This is a genomic window from Vogesella sp. EB (assembly GCF_001037925.1).
Classification (GTDB): Bacteria; Pseudomonadota; Gammaproteobacteria; order Burkholderiales; family Chromobacteriaceae; genus Vogesella; species Vogesella indigofera.
In genome coordinates this window covers 1-21,454 of the sequence record NZ_LFDT01000001.1, presented here as the reverse complement: position 1 = coordinate 21,454, position 21,454 = coordinate 1, and the positions used below count along the sequence as shown (strand labels likewise).

The 21,454-nt window shown below is 65.3% G+C and carries 22 protein-coding genes and 1 pseudogene; 20 read left to right on the top strand and 3 right to left on the bottom strand.

Annotated features, from left to right (window positions below):
- Positions 1 to 187 precede the first annotated feature (187 nt).
- The 12 genes from trkA to ACG97_RS00055 all read left to right on the top strand — a co-directional run bounded on the left by trkA (position 188) and on the right by ACG97_RS00055 (position 12,560).
- The gene (gene trkA, locus ACG97_RS00110) at positions 188 to 1,558 is read left to right on the top strand and encodes a Trk system potassium transporter TrkA (RefSeq protein WP_047965287.1); all 1,371 of its coding nucleotides are present in this window, start codon (positions 188 to 190) and stop codon (positions 1,556 to 1,558) included.
- Between the two features lies 1 nt (position 1,559).
- Positions 1,560 to 1,958, top strand: coding sequence for a VOC family protein (locus tag ACG97_RS00105; protein ID WP_047965286.1), 399 nt, complete (start codon positions 1,560 to 1,562; stop codon positions 1,956 to 1,958).
- Complete coding sequence (locus tag ACG97_RS00100; protein WP_202902670.1) at positions 1,952 to 3,406, top strand: TrkH family potassium uptake protein; 1,455 nt, start codon at positions 1,952 to 1,954, stop codon at positions 3,404 to 3,406. The genes ACG97_RS00105 and ACG97_RS00100 overlap by 7 nt, the downstream gene beginning before the upstream one ends.
- Before the next feature lie 2 nt (positions 3,407 to 3,408).
- Entirely contained in the window at positions 3,409 to 5,247 is a 1,839-nt protein-coding gene (locus ACG97_RS00095; RefSeq protein ID WP_238377216.1) for a lytic transglycosylase domain-containing protein, read from the top strand.
- 24 nt (positions 5,248 to 5,271) lie between these two features.
- Positions 5,272 to 6,222, top strand: a complete 951-nt coding sequence (locus ACG97_RS00090; protein WP_047965284.1) for a complex I NDUFA9 subunit family protein — start codon at positions 5,272 to 5,274, stop codon at positions 6,220 to 6,222.
- Positions 6,219 to 7,454 (top strand): multifunctional CCA addition/repair protein, encoded by a 1,236-nt coding sequence (locus ACG97_RS00085; RefSeq protein WP_047965283.1) that lies wholly within the window; start codon positions 6,219 to 6,221, stop codon positions 7,452 to 7,454. Before ACG97_RS00090 ends, ACG97_RS00085 begins: the two co-directional genes overlap by 4 nt.
- The gene (locus ACG97_RS00080) at positions 7,451 to 8,563 is read left to right on the top strand and encodes a 2-methylaconitate cis-trans isomerase PrpF family protein (RefSeq protein WP_047965282.1); all 1,113 of its coding nucleotides are present in this window, start codon (positions 7,451 to 7,453) and stop codon (positions 8,561 to 8,563) included. The genes ACG97_RS00085 and ACG97_RS00080 overlap by 4 nt, the downstream gene beginning before the upstream one ends.
- 106 nt (positions 8,564 to 8,669) lie before the next feature.
- Positions 8,670 to 9,518, top strand: coding sequence for an SPFH domain-containing protein (locus tag ACG97_RS00075; RefSeq protein ID WP_047965281.1), 849 nt, complete (start codon positions 8,670 to 8,672; stop codon positions 9,516 to 9,518).
- A gap of 184 nt (positions 9,519 to 9,702) precedes the next feature.
- Positions 9,703 to 10,014 (top strand): pyrimidine/purine nucleoside phosphorylase, encoded by a 312-nt coding sequence (locus ACG97_RS00070; RefSeq protein ID WP_047965280.1) that lies wholly within the window; start codon positions 9,703 to 9,705, stop codon positions 10,012 to 10,014.
- 175 nt (positions 10,015 to 10,189) lie between these two features.
- Entirely contained in the window at positions 10,190 to 11,197 is a 1,008-nt protein-coding gene (locus ACG97_RS00065) for a peptidase U32 family protein (RefSeq protein ID WP_047965279.1), read from the top strand.
- Between the two features lie 18 nt (positions 11,198 to 11,215).
- Positions 11,216 to 12,139: a U32 family peptidase gene (locus ACG97_RS00060; RefSeq protein ID WP_238377215.1), complete on the top strand. Its 924-nt coding sequence runs from the start codon at positions 11,216 to 11,218 to the stop codon at positions 12,137 to 12,139.
- Positions 12,126 to 12,560, top strand: coding sequence for an SCP2 domain-containing protein (locus ACG97_RS00055; RefSeq protein WP_047965277.1), 435 nt, complete (start codon positions 12,126 to 12,128; stop codon positions 12,558 to 12,560). The genes ACG97_RS00060 and ACG97_RS00055 overlap by 14 nt, the downstream gene beginning before the upstream one ends.
- A gap of 71 nt (positions 12,561 to 12,631) precedes the next feature.
- On the opposite strand, the gene ACG97_RS00050 is transcribed toward ACG97_RS00055, so the two are convergent.
- Entirely contained in the window at positions 12,632 to 13,741 is a 1,110-nt protein-coding gene (locus ACG97_RS00050) for an HD-GYP domain-containing protein (RefSeq protein WP_047965276.1), read from the bottom strand.
- A 331-nt stretch (positions 13,742 to 14,072) separates the two neighbouring features.
- Here ACG97_RS00050 and ACG97_RS00045 point away from each other — a divergent pair, with 331 nt between their 5' ends.
- Together ACG97_RS00045 and ACG97_RS00040 are read left to right on the top strand one after the other, a co-directional pair.
- Positions 14,073 to 14,276 carry a cold-shock protein gene (locus tag ACG97_RS00045; protein ID WP_047965275.1) on the top strand — a complete coding sequence of 68 codons (204 nt, stop codon included), beginning with the start codon at positions 14,073 to 14,075 and terminating at the stop codon, positions 14,274 to 14,276.
- 83 nt (positions 14,277 to 14,359) lie between these two features.
- On the top strand, positions 14,360 to 14,926 hold the full coding sequence (locus ACG97_RS00040; RefSeq protein WP_047965274.1) for a DUF1415 domain-containing protein: 567 nt from the start codon (positions 14,360 to 14,362) through the stop codon (positions 14,924 to 14,926).
- Positions 14,927 to 14,976: 50 nt separating this feature from the next.
- On the opposite strand, the gene ACG97_RS00035 is transcribed toward ACG97_RS00040, so the two are convergent.
- Together ACG97_RS00035 and ACG97_RS00030 are read right to left on the bottom strand one after the other, a co-directional pair.
- On the bottom strand, positions 14,977 to 15,552 hold the full coding sequence (locus ACG97_RS00035; protein WP_047965273.1) for a lysophospholipid acyltransferase family protein: 576 nt from the start codon (positions 15,550 to 15,552) through the stop codon (positions 14,977 to 14,979).
- A 115-nt stretch (positions 15,553 to 15,667) separates the two neighbouring features.
- The gene (locus ACG97_RS00030) at positions 15,668 to 16,150 is read right to left on the bottom strand and encodes an AtaL-like protein (protein WP_047965272.1); all 483 of its coding nucleotides are present in this window, start codon (positions 16,148 to 16,150) and stop codon (positions 15,668 to 15,670) included.
- Between the two features lie 340 nt (positions 16,151 to 16,490).
- On the opposite strand from ACG97_RS00030, the gene ACG97_RS16785 reads away from it, so the two are divergent.
- From ACG97_RS16785 to ACG97_RS17060, 6 genes and pseudogenes are all read left to right on the top strand, one after another.
- Positions 16,491 to 17,372, top strand: coding sequence for a hypothetical protein (locus ACG97_RS16785; protein WP_053068003.1), 882 nt, complete (start codon positions 16,491 to 16,493; stop codon positions 17,370 to 17,372).
- A 111-nt stretch (positions 17,373 to 17,483) separates the two neighbouring features.
- Positions 17,484 to 18,833, top strand: a complete 1,350-nt coding sequence (locus ACG97_RS00020; protein WP_047965271.1) for a deoxyguanosinetriphosphate triphosphohydrolase — start codon at positions 17,484 to 17,486, stop codon at positions 18,831 to 18,833.
- Between the two features lie 120 nt (positions 18,834 to 18,953).
- A complete protein-coding gene (locus ACG97_RS00015) occupies positions 18,954 to 19,829 on the top strand; it encodes an AEC family transporter (RefSeq protein ID WP_047965270.1) in 876 nt (291 codons plus the stop codon).
- Positions 19,830 to 19,841: 12 nt separating this feature from the next.
- The gene (locus tag ACG97_RS00010) at positions 19,842 to 20,477 is read left to right on the top strand and encodes a histidine phosphatase family protein (protein WP_047965269.1); all 636 of its coding nucleotides are present in this window, start codon (positions 19,842 to 19,844) and stop codon (positions 20,475 to 20,477) included.
- 73 nt (positions 20,478 to 20,550) lie between these two features.
- Positions 20,551 to 20,961 (top strand): peptide-methionine (R)-S-oxide reductase MsrB, encoded by a 411-nt coding sequence (gene msrB, locus ACG97_RS00005; protein ID WP_047965268.1) that lies wholly within the window; start codon positions 20,551 to 20,553, stop codon positions 20,959 to 20,961.
- A 367-nt stretch (positions 20,962 to 21,328) separates the two neighbouring features.
- Positions 21,329 to 21,448, top strand: a pseudogene (locus ACG97_RS17060) (transposase); the annotation flags it as partial.
- Positions 21,449 to 21,454 lie beyond the last annotated feature (6 nt).

Genomic DNA, 21,454 nt, shown 5'->3' with positions numbered 1-21,454 from the left:
CCCCACCATTCGGCCAATTAATTGTCGCCAAACTGACGATTATGTTTTTCAATCACCCTGCCGCGGCACAAGGCGGCAGGCAGCCGCTAAAATGGCCGGCCTTACGCAGCAATGCCAATGGCGTTGCCCGTCATGGCCAATCAATACGAGTAACGCCGCCAGCGCGGCCAGCAAGGACACGACACGGATGAGAATCCTGATTCTGGGAGGAGGACAAGTTGGCGCCAGCGTGGCGGAAAGCCTGACCAACGAAGGCAACGACGTCACCGTGGTCGACCAGGACGCCAACCTGCTCAAGCTGCTGCAAAACCGCCTCGACATCCGTACCGTGCTCGGCAACGCCGCCCATCCGTCGGTGCTGCTCAATGCCGGCGCCGAAGACGCCGAGCTGCTGCTGGCACTGACCCGCAACGACGACACCAACCTGCTGGCCTGTGCACTGGCCCGCACCCAGTTCAACATCCCCACCTGTATCGCACGCATCCGCGCCAGCGATTACGTGGAGGGCCGCCACGCGGTACTGAAGCAGTTCTCGGTCGATCACGCCATCTGCCCGGAGCAGATCGTCACCAACAACCTGTACCAGCTGCTGTCCTATCCGCGCGCGCTGCAGGTGCTGGACTTCGGCCACGGCCTCGCCCAGCTGGTGGTGGCCCGCGCCGGCAGCGACGGCAAGCTGGTCGGCCGCCCGCTGAAGCAGATCCGCGACGACATGCCGGACAGTGATTCGCGCATCTGCGCCATCTACCGCAACGACAAGCTGATCGTACCGGACGGCAACACCGTGATCGTCCCCGGCGACGAGGTGTTCTTCATCGCCGCCAAGGCCGACGTGCCGGGCATGCTCGGCGAGCTGCGCAGCAGCGAAAAACCGGTGCGCCGGGTGATGATCGCCGGCGGCGGCAACATCGGCTACCGCCTGGCGCGGCTGCTGCAGGACGACTACGAGGTCAAGCTGATCGAGGCGCGCGGCGAGCGCGCAACGTGGCTGTCGGAAAACCTGGACAAGGCACTGGTGCTGCATGGCGAGGCCACCGACGAGGCGCTGCTGGAAGACGAAAACATCGACGAGATGGACGTGTTCTGCGCGCTGACCAACGACGACGAGGACAACGTGATGTCCACGCTGCTGGCCAAGCGCATGGGCGCCCACCGCGTCATCGCGCTGGTCAACCGCTCCAGCTATGTCGACCTGCTGGAAGGCAACCGCATCGACGTGGTGATCTCGCCGCACCTGTCCACCATCGGCTCGGTCCTGGCGCACCTGCGCCGTGGCGACGTGGTGGCGGTGCACCCCTTGCGCCGCGGCGCCGCCGAGGCCATCGAAGTCATCATTCACGGTGACGAACGCACCTCGCGCCTGGTTGGCCGCAAGGTGGAAGACATCAATATGCCAACCGGCTGCACCCTCAGCGCGGTGATCCGCGGCCAGCAGGTACTGATGGCGCACCACGACCTGGTGCTGTGCAGCGAAGACCACCTGATCATCTTCGTGTCGCGCCGCCGCCAGCTGCGCCAGATCGAGAAGCTGGTGCAGGTCAAGATGGGGTTCTTCTGACATGCTGCTGCAAGGCATCCACCACGTGGCGCTGATCTGCCGCGACTACGCGCAGAGCCGCGCCTTCTACCACGACATCCTGCGCCTGCCCATCGTCAGCGAGCACTACCGCGCCGAGCGCGAATCGTGGAAGCTCAACCTGGCGCTGCCCGACGGCAGCCAGCTGGAGCTGTTCAGCTTCCCGTCGCCACCGCCGCGCCCCAGCCATCCGGAGGCCTGCGGCCTGCGCCATCTCGCCTTCCGCGTCGCCGATCTCGACCACGTCATCGCCACGCTGGCTGCGGCCAACGTGGCCAGCGAAACGGTGCGCACCGACGAATACACCGGCCGCCGCTTCACCTTTATCGCCGATCCGGACGGCCTGCCGCTGGAGCTGTACGAAATGGCGTCACCATGCTGAAAATCCTGCCAGTCATCCACGTGCTGGCCAAGCTGATCATGCTGTTTTCCGGCACGTTCGCCTTCCCGGCGCTGGTGTCCTGGTATTACGACGATGGCACGCTGCCCTACTTTGTCCGCGCCGCGGCCGCCAGCGGCATCGCCGGCTTCCTGCTGTGGATCGCCACCGCGCGCTTCGAACGCGAGCTGAAGCCGAAGGACGGCTTCATCCTGGTGACGCTACTGTGGATCACCTTTGCCGTCACCGCCTGCCTGCCGATGCTGTTCTACCTGCCGGGCATGACGGTGACCAATGCCTTTTTCGAGTCGATGTCGGCGCTGACCACCACCGGCGCCACCACCATGCAGGGGCTGGACCGGCTGCCGCCGTCGATCAATTTCTGGCGCCACTTCCTGACCTGGCTAGGCGGCATGGGCATCATCGTGCTGGCGGTGGCGGTGCTGCCGCTGCTGGGCATCGGCGGCATGCAGCTGTACAAGGCGGAAACCCCCGGCCCGATGAAGGACAACAAGCTGGCGCCACGCATCGGCCAGACCGCGAAGAACCTGTGGTACGTGTACTCGGCGCTGACCCTCGCCTGCTACGCCTGCCTGCTGCTGGCCGGCATGGCACCGCTGGACGCGCTGTGCCACGCCTTTACCGCGGTGGCGCTGGGCGGCTTCTCCACCAAGGACAGCAGCATCAGCCACTTCGACTCCTGGCAGATCGAGGCGGTGCTGTGCGTGTTCATGATCCTGGCGGCGATGAACTTCGCCACCCACTTTCTCAGCTGGCAGCGCCGCAGCCTGAAAAGCTACTGGCACGACATCGAGGCGCGCTACGTGGTATTGCTGCTGCTGGGCAGCATCCTGGCGATGAGCCTGTACCTGTGGTGGCAGCAGATCTACACCTTCACCACCGCGCTGCGCTACGTGTCGTTCAACCTGATCTCGGTGGCCACCGATACCGGCTACGCCAGCACCGACTACGCACAGTGGCCGATATTCGTGCCACTATGGATGCTGTTCCTGTCCTGCCTCACCGTCAGCTCCGGCTCCACCGGCGGCGGCATCAAGATGATCCGCACCCTGATCCTGACGCGGCAGGGCTACCGCGAGATGAGCACCCTGCTGCACCCGAAAGCGGTGCTGCCGCTAAAGATCGGCAACCGCGTGATTCCGGAAGCGGTCGCCTTTTCGGTGCTCGGTTTCATCTTTGTCTACTTCATGAGCGTGGTGGTGTTTACCTTCGTGCTGATCGGCAGCGGGCTGGATTTCATCACCGCCTTTACCGCCAGCCTGGCCTGCATCAACAACATCGGCCCCGGGCTGGGGCAGATCGGCCCGACCGGGAACTACGCCGGTCTCAGCGACTTCCAAACCTGGGTGTGCACGCTGGCCATGCTGGTGGGCCGCCTCGAGGTGTTTAGCGTCCTGATTTTGTTTACCCCTACTTTCTGGCGAAAATGACCATGCGACATTCCTTATCCCTGCTGGCTTTCGCCCTGCTGCCCTGCTTTGCCCACGCCATCAGCGACAGCACGCTGCTGGCCGCGCGCGAAGCCTTCCGCAACAACGACAGCGCGCAGCTGGCCAGCCTCGGCAATGGCAGCGGCGACCGCGATCCGCTCGCCGCGTGGCCGGGCTACTGGCAGGCGCGACTGGCACTCGACAACGGCGACGACAACCCGAGCCGTGCCTTCATCAGCAACGGCGGCAACGCCTTCCTGCGCGAGCGGCTGCTCAACGACTGGGTACAGTCGCTGGGCAAGCGCGGCGACTGGGACGGCATCCTGCGCGTGGCGCCGGCGCTGTCCGGCGAGGCGCGCGACGCCGACAGCAGCTGCTGGCTCGACGTGGCCACCCTCAACCGCCGCCAGACCGTGGCCAGCGCGCCGGACCTGTGGCAGAACGTGCGCCTGTCCGACGGCTGCGCGCGGCTGGTGGAAGAACAGGCCGCCCGCGGCATCCTGACCCCGGCGCAGACCGAGGCGCGCATGCGCCTGCTGCTGGCCGGCAACTATCTGACCGTGGCGCGGCGGCTGGCGGCTGCGGCCAACCTTGGCGAGCGCTTCTTCACGGCAGGCGGCGCCGAACAGCTGGTGCAGCAACTGCTGACCCTCGGCAAGAACAACCCGGTGGCGGCGCTGGAGCGGGCCGCCGCCAGCGAGGCGATGTTCAGCAAGGCGCAAAGCGGCTTCCTCTACGGCCAGCTGGCACTGCGCAGCGCACAGCGGCTGAACATGCCGCAGGCGCTGGACGCCTTCGAGCGCGCCGACCCGCAGCAGCTGACCGACGAACAATGGGAATGGTGGCTGCGCGCCACGCTGCGCCAGCAGGACTGGGGCCGGCTGGAACAGCTGAGCCGTCGCCTGCCGGAAGCGCTGGCCGGCAAGGGTGCCTGGCAGTACTGGCGCGCACGCAGCCTGCAGGCGCTGGGCCGCGGCAACGAGGCCACGCCGCTCTTGATCAAGATCAGCTTCGAGCACAACTACTACGGCCTGCTGGCCAAGGAAGAACTGGGCACCACGCTGGAAGCCCCGCTCAGCCGCAGCCCGACCCCGCTGACACTGCAACGCCAGCTGCTGGCCGACCCCGACATCCAGCACGCGCTGGCGCTGTTCGAGCTGTCACTGCGCAACAACAAGCCGGAATGGCGCGAAGACGGCCGCCGCGTGTGGCGCTGGGCGCTGCGCGGCCGCAACGACGAGCAGCTGCTGGCCGCCGCCGAGATCGCGCTGGAGCGCAACCTCTACGACATGGCGATCTACGCCGCCGAGCGCACCGTGCGCACCCATGACTTCAGCCTGCGCTTCCTGACCCCGTACCGCGACACCACCCGCCGCTACGCCAGCCAGCTGGAAATCGACGAAGCCTGGGTCTACGGCCTGATCCGCCAGGAAAGCCGCTTCCTCAACGTCGCCCGCTCCGGCGTCGGCGCCAGCGGCCTGATGCAGCTGATGCCGGCGACCGCGAAATGGGTGGCCGGCAAGATGGGCCTGCCGAGCTACCAGGTCAACGACGTGGACACCAATATCCGCCTCGGCACCTGGTACCTGCGCCACGTGCTGGACAACCTGTCCAGCCACCCGGTACTGGCCACCGCCGCCTATAACGCCGGCCCCGGCCGCGCCCGCGGCTGGCAGGCGGCGATGCCGCTGGAAGGCGCCATTTACGCGGAAACCATTCCGTTTACCGAAACCCGCGACTATGTTCAGAAGGTGATGGCCAATGCGGTCTATTACGCCGGCGCGTTCCGCCAGCCCGGCAACACGCTGAAATCGCGACTGGGTACCATCCCGGCACGCTGACCGGCGTTCCGACAGGGAGATAACATGCACCAATTCAACAGAATCGCCGTGATCGGCGGCGCCGGCTTCGTCGGCAGCTACATCGCCGAAGAGCTGACCCGCTACGGTGCGCAACTGAGCATCGCCACCCGCCGCCGCGAGCGGCACAAGGGCCTGCTACTGCACCTGCCAAGCGCGGATCTGGTCGAAACCAACGTCCATGATGCCGGCCAGCTGGAACAGTTCCTCGCCGGCCACGACGCGGTGATCAGCATGGTCGGCATCCTGCACGGCTCGCGTAACGACTTCGAGAAGGCGCACGTGCAGCTGACCGGCAAGATCATCACCGCCTGCAAGAGCCAGGGCATCCGGCGCATCGTCCACATCAGCGCGCTGGGCGCCGGCGAAAGCGCACCCAGCGACTACCAGCAGACCAAGGGCAAGGCCGAGCGCCTGCTGCGCGACAGCAATCTGGACGTCACCATCCTGCGCCCGTCGGTGATTTTCGGCGCCGGCGACAGCTTCCTGACCCTGTTTGCCAGTCTGGCCGCCGTCGCGCCCTTCATCCCGCTGGCCGGCGCCGACACCCGCTTCGCGCCGGTATGGGTCGAGGACGTCGCCCGCGCGGTGCGCGTCTGCCTGGAGCAGGACGCCAGCATCGGCCAGACACTGGAGCTGACCGGTCCCAAGACCTACACCCTGCGCCAGCTGGTGGCCTATGCGGCCAACCTTGCCGGCCATCCGCGCACGCTGATCGCGCTGCCGGAAGGCCTCGCCATGCTGCAGGCAACGCTGATGGAGCTGCTGCCCGGCAAGCCGCCGCTGAGCCGCGACAATGTGCGCTCGCTGCGGGTCGATAACGTCAGCCAGCAGCCGTTCCCGGCGCTGCTCGGCTTCAGCCCGACGGCACTGGAGGCGGTGGCGCCGCTCTACCTCGGCGAACAGGAATTCAACCGCCAGCTCGACCGCTACCGCAAACAGGCCGCCCGCCGATGAAGTGCTACATCGTTGGCGGTGCCGTGCGCGACCGCCTGCTGGGGCTACCGGTGGCCGACCGTGACTGGGTGGTGGTCGGCGCCACGCCGGAGATGATGCAGGCGCGCGGTTTCCGCCCGGTGGGCAAGGATTTTCCGGTATTCCTGCACCCGCAAACGCAGGAGGAATACGCGCTGGCGCGTACCGAGCGCAAGAGCGGGCGCGGCTACCACGGCTTCGTGTTCCACACCTCGCCGGAGGTGACGCTGGAAGAAGACCTGATCCGCCGCGACCTCACCATCAACGCCATCGCCGAGGACGAACACGGCGCGCTGACCGACCCCTACGGCGGCCAGGCCGACCTGCAGGCGCGGCTGTTGCGCCACGTCAGCCCGGCCTTCGCCGAAGACCCGGTGCGCATCCTGCGCCTGGCGCGCTTTGCCGCGCGCTTCGACTTTGCCGTCGCCGAAGAGACCATGCAGCTGATGCGTGACATGGTGGCCGCCGGCGAGGCCGACGCGCTGGTGGCGGAGCGGGTATGGCAGGAGCTGGCCAAGGGGCTGATGACCGCCAAACCATCGCGCATGTTCACCGTGCTGCGCGATTGCGGCGCGCTGGCGCGCCTGCTGCCGGAGCTGGACGCGCTGTTCGGCGTGCCGCAACGCGCCGACTACCACCCGGAAATCGACTGCGGCGACCACGTCATGCGGGTGCTGGACTACACCGCCGCCTGCGGCCAACCTTTGAGCGTGCGCTTTGCCGCGCTGATGCACGACCTGGGCAAGGCGCGCACGCCGGCCGACATCCTGCCGCGCCACCTCGGCCACGAGGCGCGCGGCGAGGCGCCGCTGCTGGCGCTGTGCGAGCGGTTGCGGGTACCGAGCGACTGCCGCGACCTGGCACGGCTGGCCACCCTCTATCACACCAAGATCCACCGCGCCGCCGAATTGCGCGCCGACACCGTGCTGCGCCTGCTGCGCGACTGCGATGCGCTGCGACGGCCGGAGCGCTTCCTGCAACTGCTGGACGTCTGCCTCGCCGACGCCCGCGGCCGGCTGCACTTCGAGACCTGCGACTACCCGCAGGCCGAGTGGCTGCGCCAGCTGCTGGCCGCGGCGCAGTCGGTCGATGCCGGTGCCGTCGCCCGCGACTGCGCCGACAAGCGCGACATCCCGCAGGCGGTGGACCGCGCCCGCGTCGCAGCCATCGCCGCCTGTCGTCGCCAGCTGTTCCCCACCGAAAGCCGACCATGAGCCGGCTCGATGTCACGCTGCTGCGCGGCGGCACCAGCAAGGGGCTGTTTTTCCGCCACGACGACCTGCCGCCGGCCGGCGCGGCGCGCGACGCGCTGCTGCTGCGCGTGCTGGGCAGCCCCGACCCCTACGGCAAGCAGATCGACGGCCTCGGCACCGGCATCTCCACCACCAGCAAGGTGGTGCTGCTGCGACCGTCAGAGCGTGACGACCACGACATCGACTACCTGTTCGGCCACGTGTCGATCGCCGAGCCGCTAATCGACTGGTCCGGCAACTGCGGCAACCTCAGCGCGGCGGTGCCGCTGTTCGCGCTGCTGCAAGGCATGGTGGCGCACGCGCCGCGCGACGGCGCCGTCAGCGTACGCATCTGGCAGGCCAATATCGGCAAGACCATCATCGCGGAGCTGGCCATGCGCGACGGCCGGCCGGTGTGGGAAGGCGACTACCGCATCGACGGCGTCGCCTTTCCCGGCGCGCCGCTGACGCTGCGCTTTCTCGATCCCGCCGGCGGTGCCAGCGGCCGGCTGTTCCCCACCGGCCGCGTCTGCGACAGCCTGAGCCTGCCGGATGGCAGCCGCCTCACCGCCACGCTGATCGACGCCGGCAACCCGACCGTGTTCGTGCGCGCCGCCGATGTCGGCCTGGTCGGTGACGAGCGCGGCGACATCGCCGATGCCGCGGTCAACCGGCGTCTGGAATGGGCACGCGCCGCCGGTGCGGTGGCGATGGGCCTCTGCGCCGACATCGACAGCGCCAGCCGCGAGCGGCCGGCGACGCCGAAGGTGAGCTTTGTGTCGCCCAACACGGCGCCCGGCGTGGCGCTGACCGCGCGCATCCTGTCCATGGGCCGGCTGCACCACGCCTATACCGGCACCGGTGCCATCGCACTGGCGGCGGCGGCCGCGATCGACGGCACGCTGGTGGCGGAAGTCTGCGGCGGCGTGGTGCGCGGCGAGGCGCTGCGCTTTGCCCACGCCAGCGGCCAGCAGCAGCTGGAGGCGCGGCTGTCGTCCACGCCGGCCGGCTGGCACATCGACGAAGTGGTGATGACGCGCACAGCGCGACCGCTGCTGCAGGGCAGCCTGTTCCTGCCGAGCCAGTACTGAGCGTTGCGGCCAACCCTGGCGCAAGGTTGGCCGCAATAGCGCCCCGTTAGCCCTTTGTCATCGCATGCTGGCATACTGCGGCTTTCCCCTAGCATCAGGAGCCCCCATGGCCATCCTTATCCTGTTCGGTCTCGTCGCCCTCATCGTCATCGCCGGCCTGCGCGTCATCGACCAGCAGACGCTGGCCATCGTCGAGACCTTCGGCAAGTTCTCGCGTGTGCTCACCCCGGGCCTGAACTGGATCATCCCCGGCGTGCAACGCATCGCCTGCCTCATGGACCTGCGCGTGCAGGAGCTGTCGGCACAGGTCGAGGTCAAGACCCGCGACAACATGTTCGTCACCCTGCCGGTGGCGATCATGGTACGGGTGATTCCGGAACGCGCCGCCGATGCCTTCTACCAGCTGGCGTCACCGCAGGAGCAGGTCAAGACCTGGGTGCTCAACACCCTGCGCTCGTCCACCGCGGCGATGTCACTGATGAACATGTACGAGGACCGCGACGAGCTGGCGCAGCAGATGCAGGCCAGCCTCGCCGAGCGCATGGGCACCTACGGCTACGAGATCGTCAGCGTGCTGATCGACCAGCCGACGGTATCGGAAGAGGTGCAGCACGCGTTCAACAGCGTGATCGCCTCCGAGCGCAAGCGCGAGGCGGCGGTGCAGGAGGCGGAAGCGAAGCGCATCCTGATCGTCGGCGAAGCCCGCGCCGAGGCCGAATCGCAGCAGCTGCGCGCCGAGGGGCTCGCCCGCGCCCGCACGGTGCTGGCCGCCAGCCTGACCGAGGCCATCGCCCAGGCCAAGGGCAGCGGCATCAGCGAGAACGACATCATGTACCTGCTGCTGGAAACCAACCGCCTCGACACCGTGAAATACGCCAGCGAGAAGGGCAAGCTGGTGCTGATGGACCTGCGCGCGCCGGCCAGCCAGGCCGGGCTGCAGATTCCGCTGGATTAAGCCGGCCCCGTCCGCCGCCGCGCCGAGCAAGGTTGGCCGCAATATTGCGGCCAACCTTTTTTGCATTTCGGCCGCCATCACGATGCGGCAAGCTTATTGACGTTGCACCGCGGCAGCGGGCATGATGCCAGAGCGCAAAACAGCGGGATTCACCCGTGCTGCAGACAAAGGAATCGGAGAAACCATGAGTCAGTTCGACAACGTCAGCGTTGTAAAAGAAGCCAATGTTTATTTTGACGGCAAGTGCGTCAGCCACGGCATCATCATGCCGGACGGCAGCCGCAAGTCCGTCGGCGTGATCCTGCCGGCCAAGCTGCTGTTCAGCACCGGCGCCCCGGAAATCATGGAAGTCCTTGCCGGCGAATGCAAGGTCACCCTTGCCGGCGAAACCAGCGCCCGCAGCTACAAGGCCGGCGACTCGTTCAAGGTGCCGGGCGAAAGCTCGTTCCAGATCGAGGTCAGCGACACCGTGCACTATGTCTGCCACTTCGGCTGAGCCTCGCTCGGCACAGAAGCCAGGGCCACTTCGGTGGCCCTGTTTTTTTGCGGCCAACCTTGACTACGCCATTGGTGGTGACCGCTTCCGCCGGATGGTCGCCCTTGACCCAGGACAAGGCTGCCCGCCTTGCCGCTTGCTACTGTGCGCCGGTCCCGACTGACGGAAACACAGCATGCAACGTCTTCCCGAACTGATCTGCCCGGCGGGCAGCCTGCCCGCGCTGAAGGCCGCCATCGACAATGGCGCGGACGCGGTCTATCTCGGCCTCAAGAACGACACCAACGCCCGCAATTTTGCCGGCCTGAATTTCGACCACCGCAGTGCCAGCGAGGGCATCCGCTACGCCCGCGATCGCAAGCGCAAGGTGCTGATGGCGATCAACACCTACGCCCGCGGCGGCGACAGCCTGCGCTGGCGCGCCGCCATCGACGAGGCCGCCGCGCTGGGCGTCGACGCGGTGATCCTCGCCGACCTGGGCCTGCTCGCCTACGCGCACGAACACCACCCGGCGCTGCGCCTGCACCTGTCGGTACAGGGCTCGGCCACCAACTACGAAGCCATCAATCTGGCGCAATCGCTGTTCGGCGTGCAGCGCGCGGTGTTGCCGCGGGTGCTGACGCTGGATCAGGTGCGCCACGTGATCGCCAATACCAGCGTCGAGATCGAGGTGTTCGGCTTCGGCAGCCTGTGCGTGATGGTGGAAGGCCGCTGCCTGCTGTCCAGCTACGCCACCGGCGAATCGCCGAACAGCCACGGCGTCTGTTCGCCGGCGCGCTTCGTGCGCTGGGAGGACAACGGCCAGGGCATGGACGCCCGCCTCAACCACATCCTGATCGACCGTTACGGCGCCAGCGAAACCGCCGGCTACCCGACGCTGTGCAAGGGCCGCTTCGAGGTGGAAGGCCATACCGATTACGTGCTGGAGCAGCCGTCCAGCCTCAATGTGCTGGCGATGCTGCCGCAGCTGCTGGACGCCGGCGTCGCCGCGATCAAGGTCGAAGGCCGCCAGCGCAGCCCGGCCTATGTCGCGCAGGTCACCCGCGCGCTGCGCGAGGCACTGGACCAGGCCGGCCAGAGTACGCAGCGCTTCAGCGTCAAGCCGGCCTGGCAACAGGCGCTGGCCAAGGTGTCGGAAGGCCAGCAGGTCACCCTCGGCGCCTACGACCGGCCGTGGAAATAACAAGGAGACGCTTCAGTCATGTCACATCCCGCCATGAGGCTCTCGCTCGGGCCGCTGCAGTACTTCTGGTATCGCGACCAGGTAATGAATTTTTACGCCGAAGCCGCCGGCTGGCCGCTGGACATCATCTATCTGGGCGAAGTGGTCTGTTCGCGGCGTCAGCAATTGCGCACCCGCGACTGGATCACCCTCGCCGCCGACCTCGCCGACAGCGGTAAGGAGATCATTCTCTCAAGCCAGGTGTTGCTGGAGAGCGAAAGCGACCTCAAACGCCTGCGCCAGCTGATCGAACACGGTGCCGTGCGACTGGAGGCCAACGATCTGGGCGCGGTACGCCTGCTGCATGAACGCCAGCTGCCGTTCGTCGCCGGCCCGCACCTCAACATCTACAACCGCGACACCCTGCGCCTGTTCCAGAAACTGGGCGCCTATCGCTGGGTCTGCCCACTGGAATGCAGCGCCAGCCTGCTGCGCGACATCCTCGGTGATGAGGAAGACCTGCCACAGACCGAGCTGTTCGCCTGGGGCCGGCTGCCGCTGGCCTACTCCGCGCGCTGCTTTACCGCCCGCCACTACCGGCTGAACAAGGACGACTGCCAGTTCAAGTGCCTGGAGCATCCGGAAGGCATGACCATGCACACCCAGGACGGCCAGCCCTTCCTCGCCATCAACGGCATCCAGACCCAGTCCGCGGCGCGGCAATCGCTGCTGGCGCACTATCCGGCGCTGCAGCACAGCGGCGTCGACATCCTGCGTCTCAGCCCGCAGGCCGACAACATGGCCGCCATCGTGCAGCAGTTCCGTGACGTGCTGACCCAGCCGGCGACCGCCGCCGCTGCCGCGAACCGCCTGCAGTCGCTGTCCGCGATGCCGCTGGCCGACGGCTACTGGCGCGGCGAGGCCGGCATTGCCTACCAGGGAGACCACCATGCCTGTTCCTGACTTTACCCTGCCGCCCTTCGGCCGCCGCTGGCTGCAACGCCTGCCGGCGACGCCGCCGGCGTGGCTGCTGGTGCACAGTCTCAACCAGCTGCAGAAGCGGCAGGTGCTGGCCGCCGACATGAGCCTGCTCAGTGGCAAGACCTTCGCGGTGGAGATTTGCGACGCCGGCCTGACGCTGACCTTCTGTGCCGATGACGAGCGCTTTCACACCGGCAGTAGCGGCGACGTGCCCGACCTGCGGCTGGCCGCCAACCTGGCCGACTTCCTGCGGCTGATGCTGCGCGAGGAAGACCCGGACACGCTGTTCTTCTCGCGCCGGCTGCGCATCGAGGGCGACACCGAGCTGGGGCTGATCGTGAAAAACCTGCTCGACAGCGTCGACTGGGACAGCACGCCGCTACGCCGCTTCATGCAGCACTAGATAACAAAAGGTTGGCCGCAACGCCGTGAGCGTTGCGGCCAACCTTTTGTCTGTTTGTCAGCCATGCACTGCTAGCGGATGTGCGACAGCCCTTCGCCACTGGCAATGCGCTGGTGCACCACGGCATTGAAATGGCCGATCCAGCGCCGGTCGAACTGCGACTCGCAGGCGTTCAGCTCCGCCACCGCGCGCAGCAGCGAACGGGCTTGCTGGCGCTGGCTGTGCTTGAGGATCACCGCCTCGAACGCGTCGACGATCGCGATCAACCGCGCGCCGTCGCAAATGCTGTCGCCGCCCAGCCCGGCCGGGTAGCCCTTGCCGTCCAGCCGTTCGTGATGCTGGCGCACCATCAGCGTCGCCTCTTCCCAGCCCGCCATCCGCGCCAGCAGGTCGGCGCCCCATTGCGGGTGATGCGCCAGTTGCGCCCGCTCTTCCTCGCTCAAGCGCCCCTGCTTCAGCCACAGCGCTTCCGGCAGGAACATCATGCCCAGATCGTGAAGGTAGATCGCCGCCTCCAGCTGCAGCGGGTTGACCGCAAAGCCAGCCGCCTCGTTGCAGGCGCGCGCCAGCAGCAGGTTGCGCTCGGTACGCCCCTGGAACAGCAGCGAACGCTGCTCGAACTGCATCGCCAGCTGGTGGAACAGGCGCAGATCATCGCGCTGGCTGGCGCTGAGCGCGGCGGCACGGGCATCGGCCTGATACGGCACCACCGGCTTGTAGCCGGTCACCGTCTCGATCAGGTGGGCGATGGCCTCGTCCAGCGCCGCCGGTGGTGTTTGCGCGACCTGCGCCAGCTCGTGGCACAGCAGGTGAAAATCGGCCAGCTGCGCCTCGCTGTGCAGCTCCAGCGTCTGCACCAGCAACTCCAGCCGGTCCAGCGCCAGAAACAGCACCTGCTCGATGTTGTAGCTGAACAGCAGCTCGCCGCTGCGCACCCGTACCAGCACTTCCTCCATGCCGTGCAGCAAGGGCGCCACGAAGCCCAGCCGGCACAGCCCGGCATCGCCCTTGATGGTGTGCAGCAGACGCATCAGTTCGCCCAAGAGCGCCGTGTCGCCCGGTTTTTGCCGCAGCGCAGTCAGCAAATGGGCGATCCGCGGCGCATAGTCTTCCAGCGCATTCTGGAAATCGGTAAAGCTTTCTTCGTCTTCGATGCGGTAATACGCAGGTAAATTGGCCACGCCACGCCTCCGGAGAATGTCGGGTCTTGTTTGGCTTATCGATGCTGTATAGCCAATGACAGGCCAATGTGCCATAGCCGGCGGCAACGCGCCGCCAAAGCTTGACCAGACGCAATGATTGCCCGCTTCCGCCCCGGATTTCCGACAATTTTCTCCCCGCACGCCAAAAAACACTTGCCGAGGACGACACCAACAGGCAGACTGCGTTCTGCAGTTTTTCAAGATGTGATCTGTCAGTTGTTGTAGTGGCCCTGCCCGTACCACAGTTTGTCATTTCTCTTGATTGACATGCGCTTTTCTCAATTTACCTATTCTCCAAAGGGAACAGAACATGGCAACCGGTACCGTTAAATGGTTTAACGACTCCAAGGGCTTCGGCTTCATCACTCCAGACAACGGCGGTGACGACGTTTTCGCTCACTTCTCCCAGATCAACTCCAAAGGCTTCCGCACTCTGGCTGAAAACCAGCGTGTAAGCTTTGACATCGTTGACGGCCCTAAGGGCAAGCAAGCTTCCAACATCCAGCCAGAGTAATTCTGCCGCTGGCTGAACGAAAGCCGAAAAAACCCGGATCATGTCCGGGTTTTTTGTTTTGTTACTGCGCGCAAGGCACTGCCATGAACCCTACCGACCAAGACGCCATTCTTGATGCAACTCGCCGCTGGCTGGAAAACGCCGTCATCGGGCTGAACCTGTGCCCGTTTGCCAAGTCGGTCTACGTCAAGAACCAGGTGCGCATCATCGTCAGCGAAGCCCGCGATCCGGCCACCCTGCTGGAACAGCTGATGCTGGAACTGCGCCTGCTGCAGGAAACCGATCCGCAGGAAATCGACACCACCCTGCTGGTGCACCCGCACACGCTGCAGCGCTTCCTCGATTTCAACGACTTCCTGGAAATTGTCGATGCCGCGGTGGCCGACATGGGCCTGGAAGGCGAAATCCAGGTCGCCAGCTTCCACCCGAAATTCCAGTTTGCCGATACCACCGTCAACGATATCAGCAACTTCACCAACCGCTCGCCTTATCCGACCCTGCACCTGATCCGCGAAAGCAGCATCGCGCGGGCAGTGGAGGCCTTTCCGGAGGCGGAGGCGATCTTCGAGCGCAATATCGAGGTGCTGGAAGAGCTGGGACACGCCGGCTGGGTGGCACTGGATGTCGGCCCGGAACGCAAGCAGCCATAAAAAACATCACGCCTGGCGTGATGTTTTTTTATTACCGGCCGTGGCGCCGCTTACTGGTTGCGGGGGTGCTTGCCGGTGATGTCGCGATAAAAGGTGCGAATCTGCGGCATGTCCACCGCGATATCACCACCGGGCTGATACAGCGCCAGGATGCCGCCACGCTTGTTGGGGTAGTCGAGATACGCCAAGGCAATCGGCACGCCGGCGCCCTGCGCGATGTAATAGAAACCGCTCTTCCACTCCGTCACCCGGCCACGGGTTCCCTCCGGCGGCACCGCAAGCACCAGCGCGTCACGCTGGCGGAATTCGGCCACCATCTGCTCCACCAGCGAATTGTTCTGGCGGCGGTCAACCGCCACGCCACCCAGCCAGCGCATCAGCGGCCCGAACGGCCCGCTGAACAGGGTGTGCTTGCCCATCCAGTAGATCCGGGCACGAGTGGCAAAGCAGAACATCAGGGTGAGCGGAAAATCCCAGTTGCTGGTGTGCGGCGCACCGATCAGCACGTACTTCTGCAGACGGGGGAAGTCGCCTTCCAGCCGCCAGCCGAGCAGGCGCAGGGTGGCAACGGAAAACCAGCGACAAAGGGTACGCACGACCGGCGTATCGAAAATGGTGTAGTGCATGCAACGCCCCAAAGGCGATAACCGCAGGGGCTAGCGCAATCCGATCAGCTTGCCGGCCACCAGGGTGGCCGGCGCAAAGAGGGCGAGAGTGTACACCATGTGCCGCGGCACAGGCTTATTGCGCCGTCAGCTGGCCGGTCACGATCAGTTCGATGATGCGCTCGGCGGTATCCATGTCCGCCTGCTGGTAGGCCGACTTGACGTAGGGCAACAGGCGCGCCAGTTCCGCTTCGCTGGCATTCGCGGTCAGCGCCGACATGTCGTAGATGAAGCGCACGAACAGCACCCCCGGCTCCGGCTCCTCGATGCGCATGATGCGCGAGCCGCCCGGATGCAGCTCCGTGGCCTGCGCGTGGTAGCGCACCTCCTGCTCCACCTCCAGCTCGATACGTTCGTGCACGATCAGTGTGCCGAAGGCGATTTCGCGCTGCCAGACACTGCCCTCGCGCGCCACGATGCGCGCACTGGTGATATTTTCGTCGAACCGCATCGGCAGCTCGGCGCGTAATACCAGCCCCTGCCACAGCTGCTGCCGGGTCAGTGCCGGCGCCTGGCTGCTATCGGCGGGAGAGATGCGAATCAAATGTTCAAACTGCATGACAACAATCCTCACAGTGGCGGTTCCGCCGGTGATGTTCTGATGCCGGTCATTGTAGCTTGGTTGCAATTTCGCAACATGAAAAGCCGGCATCTGCGGCATTCTTTAATCAAACAACACAGCAGCTTAAAGCGATTAATTACACATTATTAAGCGATACCGATAACGCCCATAAATAAAAATTTAGACATGCTTTAATTGCATACGCTATGCCATAACAGAGCATGCCCATAAGGCCATGTTGTGGCACCGCCAGCCGGCTACCAACCGCAGCGGCCGGCCATAGCAGCACAGAAGATCAACCCCACACCAACATCGAGACACGGGTTCGCTTCTTCCCATGATTGCACCATTACAAAAAGCGTCGTACCTCGGCAATGCCAGCGTCAGCCAGTTTGTGGCCCAGCTGGCCGGCTGGCTGGATGGCGAGGCGTTTGGTGAACACCAGTTCTACATCCGCGACAAGATCCTGCCGGACGGCTACGACCGCGCCTTCCGTGCCGACACCCTGCAGCAGGCCTTCCAGCGCTTTTACTGGAATGGCCGCCACTACGACCAGCATCTGGCGATCCAGCAGTCGCTGCGCGAACGGCTGAGCCTGGCGCTGAGCCAGCAGCACGACGCACTGGTCGACATCATCGACGATACCCTGCTGTGGGCCTCCGGCGGCAAGGTGATCAAGCTGTACACCCTGAACCGCGACTGGGCCCGCAGCCATGCGGCCAACCTTGCCGTCAAGCTGCAGCGCAGCCTCGCCATTTTCGCCAGCGACACACCGGATTGCAGCGCCTTCGACGGTGAATTGCGCATGAACGCCGGCTTTACCAAAGTGTACACCCTGGCCGCGCCGCGATTGCTGGCCTATGACGGTCGCACCGGCGCCGCGCTGGGCTATCTGGTACGCCAGTTCTGCGAAAAGAACCGCCTGCTGCTGGACCCGAACCTGTGCTTCCCGTGGGCACCGGGCGCGTCCACCATGAACCGCAACCCCAGCACCGAGCTGCTGCACTTCAAGCAGCTGGCCAACCGCAGCCGCTTCCACGCCGAATGGAAAATCCGCGCCGGCTGGGTGCTGGGTGCCGCCTGCGACGCCGCCAACAGCGACTGGTGCAAGGGCGATGCCGGCCTGCGCCGCGTCGAGGCCGCGCTGTTCATGATCGGCTATGACATCCCGCTGGCCAAGAAACCGGCCCGCTCCGGCCGCAGCCTGCTGACCGACTGAGGCGGCCCCGCCTGCACGTCCCCCGCGTTTCTGGCATGATCGGAGCATGGTGACCGCACGGTTGCCATGCCTGCCGACCTCAAGGACCATGCCGCCGTGACTGATCATGTAATGAACTGGGAAGCGCTGCTTTCCACCCGCCGTTTCAAACTGCAGGCCGGAAAGGTGCTGGCGTCGCAGGCACCAGCCACGCTGGAGGCCGCGGCAGGCCTGCGCAGCGATTTTCACATCGACCACGACCGGCTGGTGTTTTCCAGCGCATTCCGCCGCCTCGGCCGCAAAACCCAGGTGCACCCGCTGGCCAGCCACGACCACACCCACAACCGCCTCACCCACAGCGTGGAAGTCGCCAGCGTTGGCCGCAGCCTCGGCAACCGCGTCGGCGCCATGATGCAGCACGCCGAGCTGCTGCCGGCCGGCTACACCCCGTTCGACATCGGCAGCGTTGTGCAGGTTGCCTGCCTGGCCCACGATATCGGCAACCCGCCGTTTGGCCATACCGGCGAAGACGCGCTGCGCGAATGGTTCCGTGACCCGCAACATGCCCACCTGCTGCACGGCCTGTCTGCGGCGGAGCAGGCCGACATCCAGACCTACGAAGGCAATGCCCATGGCCTGCGCATGGTCGCCAGCCTGGAAATGTACGGCAGCGAAGGCGGCATGCGGTTGACCTCCGCCGCGCTCGGCGCGCTGATCAAGTATCCGTGGACCTCGGACGCGCCGCGGGCGCAGGCGCGCGGCAAGTTCAATATCTACCGCACCGAGCTGGCCTACTTCGAGCATGTCGCCGCCGAGCTAGGGCTGATCCGCAAGGGCGCGCACGAGTGGGCACGCCACCCGCTGTCCTACCTGATGGAGGCCGCCGACGACATCTGCTACGCCATTCTCGACCTGGAAGACGCAGTGGAAATCGGCATACTCGACGTGCGCGAGTTCGAGGCGCTGTTCAGCCACTTCGGCGAAACCGAGCGGCTGTGGCACACCGACGATCCGCGCCAGAAGTGCGCGATGCTGCGCGGCATCGCCATTGGCCGCTGCGTCGCCGAGGTCGCCGAGAAATTCATGGTGCACCAAGACACGCTGCTGCGCGGCAGCTTCCCCGGCAAGGACCTGATCGACGTCTGCGCGCCGCAGATCAAGGAAACCCTGCTCGCCGCCAAGCTACTTGCCAGCCAAAAGGTATACCGCCACCGCACCAAGCTGGTCACCGAGCTGGCCTCCTACCCCTGCATCGGCACGGTGCTGGACGTACTGGTACCGGCGATCCATACCCGCCTGACCTTGGGCGAAGACGCGCTCAGCGCCCGCCACCAGCTGGCGCTGAACCTGCTCCCCGCCCCGCTGCACCCAGAACAGGGCCTGTACCACGCCTACATGCAGGTGCTGGACTACATCGGCGCCATGACCGACAACTATGCGGCCAACCTTGCCCGCGAAATTTCCGGGGTCGGCATCCTGTAACGCCACCCACGCTGGCAGAACACGCTGTTCTGCCGGACCCGCCCCACGCAAGGGTTTACCCTCGTACACGGCGACCGGGCGCTGCACCACAATGTTTGCCCCACCCTCGCGAGCCCGCCCATGTTCGAACGCATCCTCACCATCATCCTGCCGGTACTGGTCATCGTGCTGATCGGCGGCGTGTACGCACGCCGCGTGCGTCCGGACATGCGCGCCGCCAACAAGCTGAACATGGACGTCTGTGTGCCGCTGCTGGTGTTTTCCGCGCTGGCGGCCAAGGATTTCGACCTGCTGGCGCACTGGAAGCTGGTGCCGGCGGCGGCGCTAATCGTGCTGCTGTCCGGCATGCTGAGCTGGCCGGTGGCGCGACTGTGCCGCATCGACCCGCGCACCCTGCTGCCGGCAATGATGTTCAACAACTGCGGCAACATGGGGCTGCCGCTGGCGCTACTGGCCTTCGGTCAGCAGGGTTTCCAGGCCTTCGTGGTGCTGTTCATCGTCTCCAACCTGCTGCACTTCACCCTCGGTGCCTTCATTTTCAGCCACCACACCAGCCTGGCCGGGCTGCGCCGCAATCCGATCGTGATCGCCACCCTGCTCGGCCTTGTCTTTGGCCTGAGCGGCGTCACCCTGCCGGCGTGGCTGATGGCCGGCATCAGGATGCTGGGCGAGATGACCATCCCGCTGATGCTGTTCGCGCTGGGAGTGCGCATGGTGGACGTCAGCCTTGCCGGCTGGCGCATCGGCCTGCTCGGCGCCGTGCTGTGCCCGCTGACCGGGCTGGCCGGTGCCGCGCTGGCGATCCCGCTGCTGCAGCTGGCGCCGGAGCAGACGGCGCTGGTGGTGCTGTTCGGCGCACTGCCGCCGGCGGTGCTGAATTTCCTGATGGCCGAGCTGTACCAGCAGGAGCCGGAGCGCATGGCGTCCATCGTACTGATCGGCAACCTTGCCAGCGTGCTGTTTGTACCGTTAGGCTTGGCCTTTGCCTTGCGCTAGAGTGCCACCGACATGACTGTTACCCGCATCTGCCTGGTTCGTCACGGCGAAACCGACTGGAACGCCGAGCGGCGCCTGCAAGGCCAGCTGGATATCCCGCTGAACGACAACGGCCGGCAACAGGCTGTCCGCCTCGCCGCCGCCCTCAAGCAGGCCGCCCACCCGTTTGCCGCGCTGTACAGCAGCGACCTGCAACGTGCCGCCAGCACCGCGGCGCCGATCGCGCAGCAGCTGGGACTGTCGGCCACCATTTTGTCGGAGCTGCGCGAGCGCCACTTTGGCGCCTTGCAGGGCGTCACCCTGGACGATGGCCCGCAACAGCAGCCGCACGCCTGGCACGGCTACAGCCAGCGCGAACCGGCGCACGACCTAAACGGCGGCGAAAGCCTGCTGGCATTCTCCGCGCGCGTGCACCACGCGCTGGCACGGCTGGCAGCGGAACACCACGGCCAGAGCATCCTGCTGGTCTCCCACGGCGGGGTGCTGGACATGGCCTACCGCCTGGCCAGCGGCCAGCCGCTGACGGCGCAGCGTGCGGTACCGATCCCCAATGCCGCACTCAACTGGCTGGGCGTCGACGCCGCGCAATGGTCTATCATCGAATGGGCCGACCAGCGCCATCTGGCACAAACCCTGGATGAGCTGTAAGAAAACCGCCGCCGGCACGACTATCCGTCAGTGACCAAGGAGCGCCCAAGGTTGGCCGCAAAGGAGATTCATCATGCCCGACAAGCTTTTCAAGACCCCGGCCGAATGGCGCGCCATCCTCACGCCGGAACAATACTACGTCACCCGCGAAGCCGGCACCGAGCGCCCGTTCAGTGGGGATTACTACCTGCACAGCCAGATCGGTAATTATCACTGCGTGTGCTGCGACGCGCTGCTGTTCGAATCCACCACCAAATTCGACGCCGGCTGTGGCTGGCCCAGCTTCTGGGAAGAAGCGGTCAAGGGCAGCATCCGCCGCATCCGCGACACCAGCCACGGCATGATCCGCACCGAGGTGCGCTGCAACCGCTGCGACGCCCACCTCGGCCATGTCTTCGATGACGGCCCGCCCCCCAGCGGCGAGCGCTTCTGCATCAATTCCGTGGCGCTGTACTTCATCGCCAACGAGCAGGCCGAACTGTAGGGACTCATAGTCACTGAAAGTTCAGCACATAAAACTGAAAACCGCACCAAAACAGGGCAACCCACTGAGCGGCCCTGTTTTTTATCTGCTTGCAACAGATGGCCACCTCATTGATTTCAAAGAAAAAACCATGCCGATTGCGTGACCCCAACCAACGACATGGTATTGATGACTAATTTTTCATGACGACGTTGCGAAATAACAACAAAGCCCTATCAAATCGCATTTTTTCGCGGATATTTAAGCAAGTCTTTCATGTGAACCAACAGATGCATTCAATAAATTACATTCCAATAGGTATCATTGAATCGCCCATCCTTTCCTAGATACCTCGTGAGCCTCACACTAGGCCCTACAAGGAGGTGTCATGAGCAGGCCGCGTTTCCCCGAAGAGTTCAAGATTGAAGCCGTTAAACAGGTTACCGAACGTGGCTATCCCGTCGCCGAAGTCGCCAGCCGTCTCGGCGTATCTGCCCAAAGCCTGTATCAATGA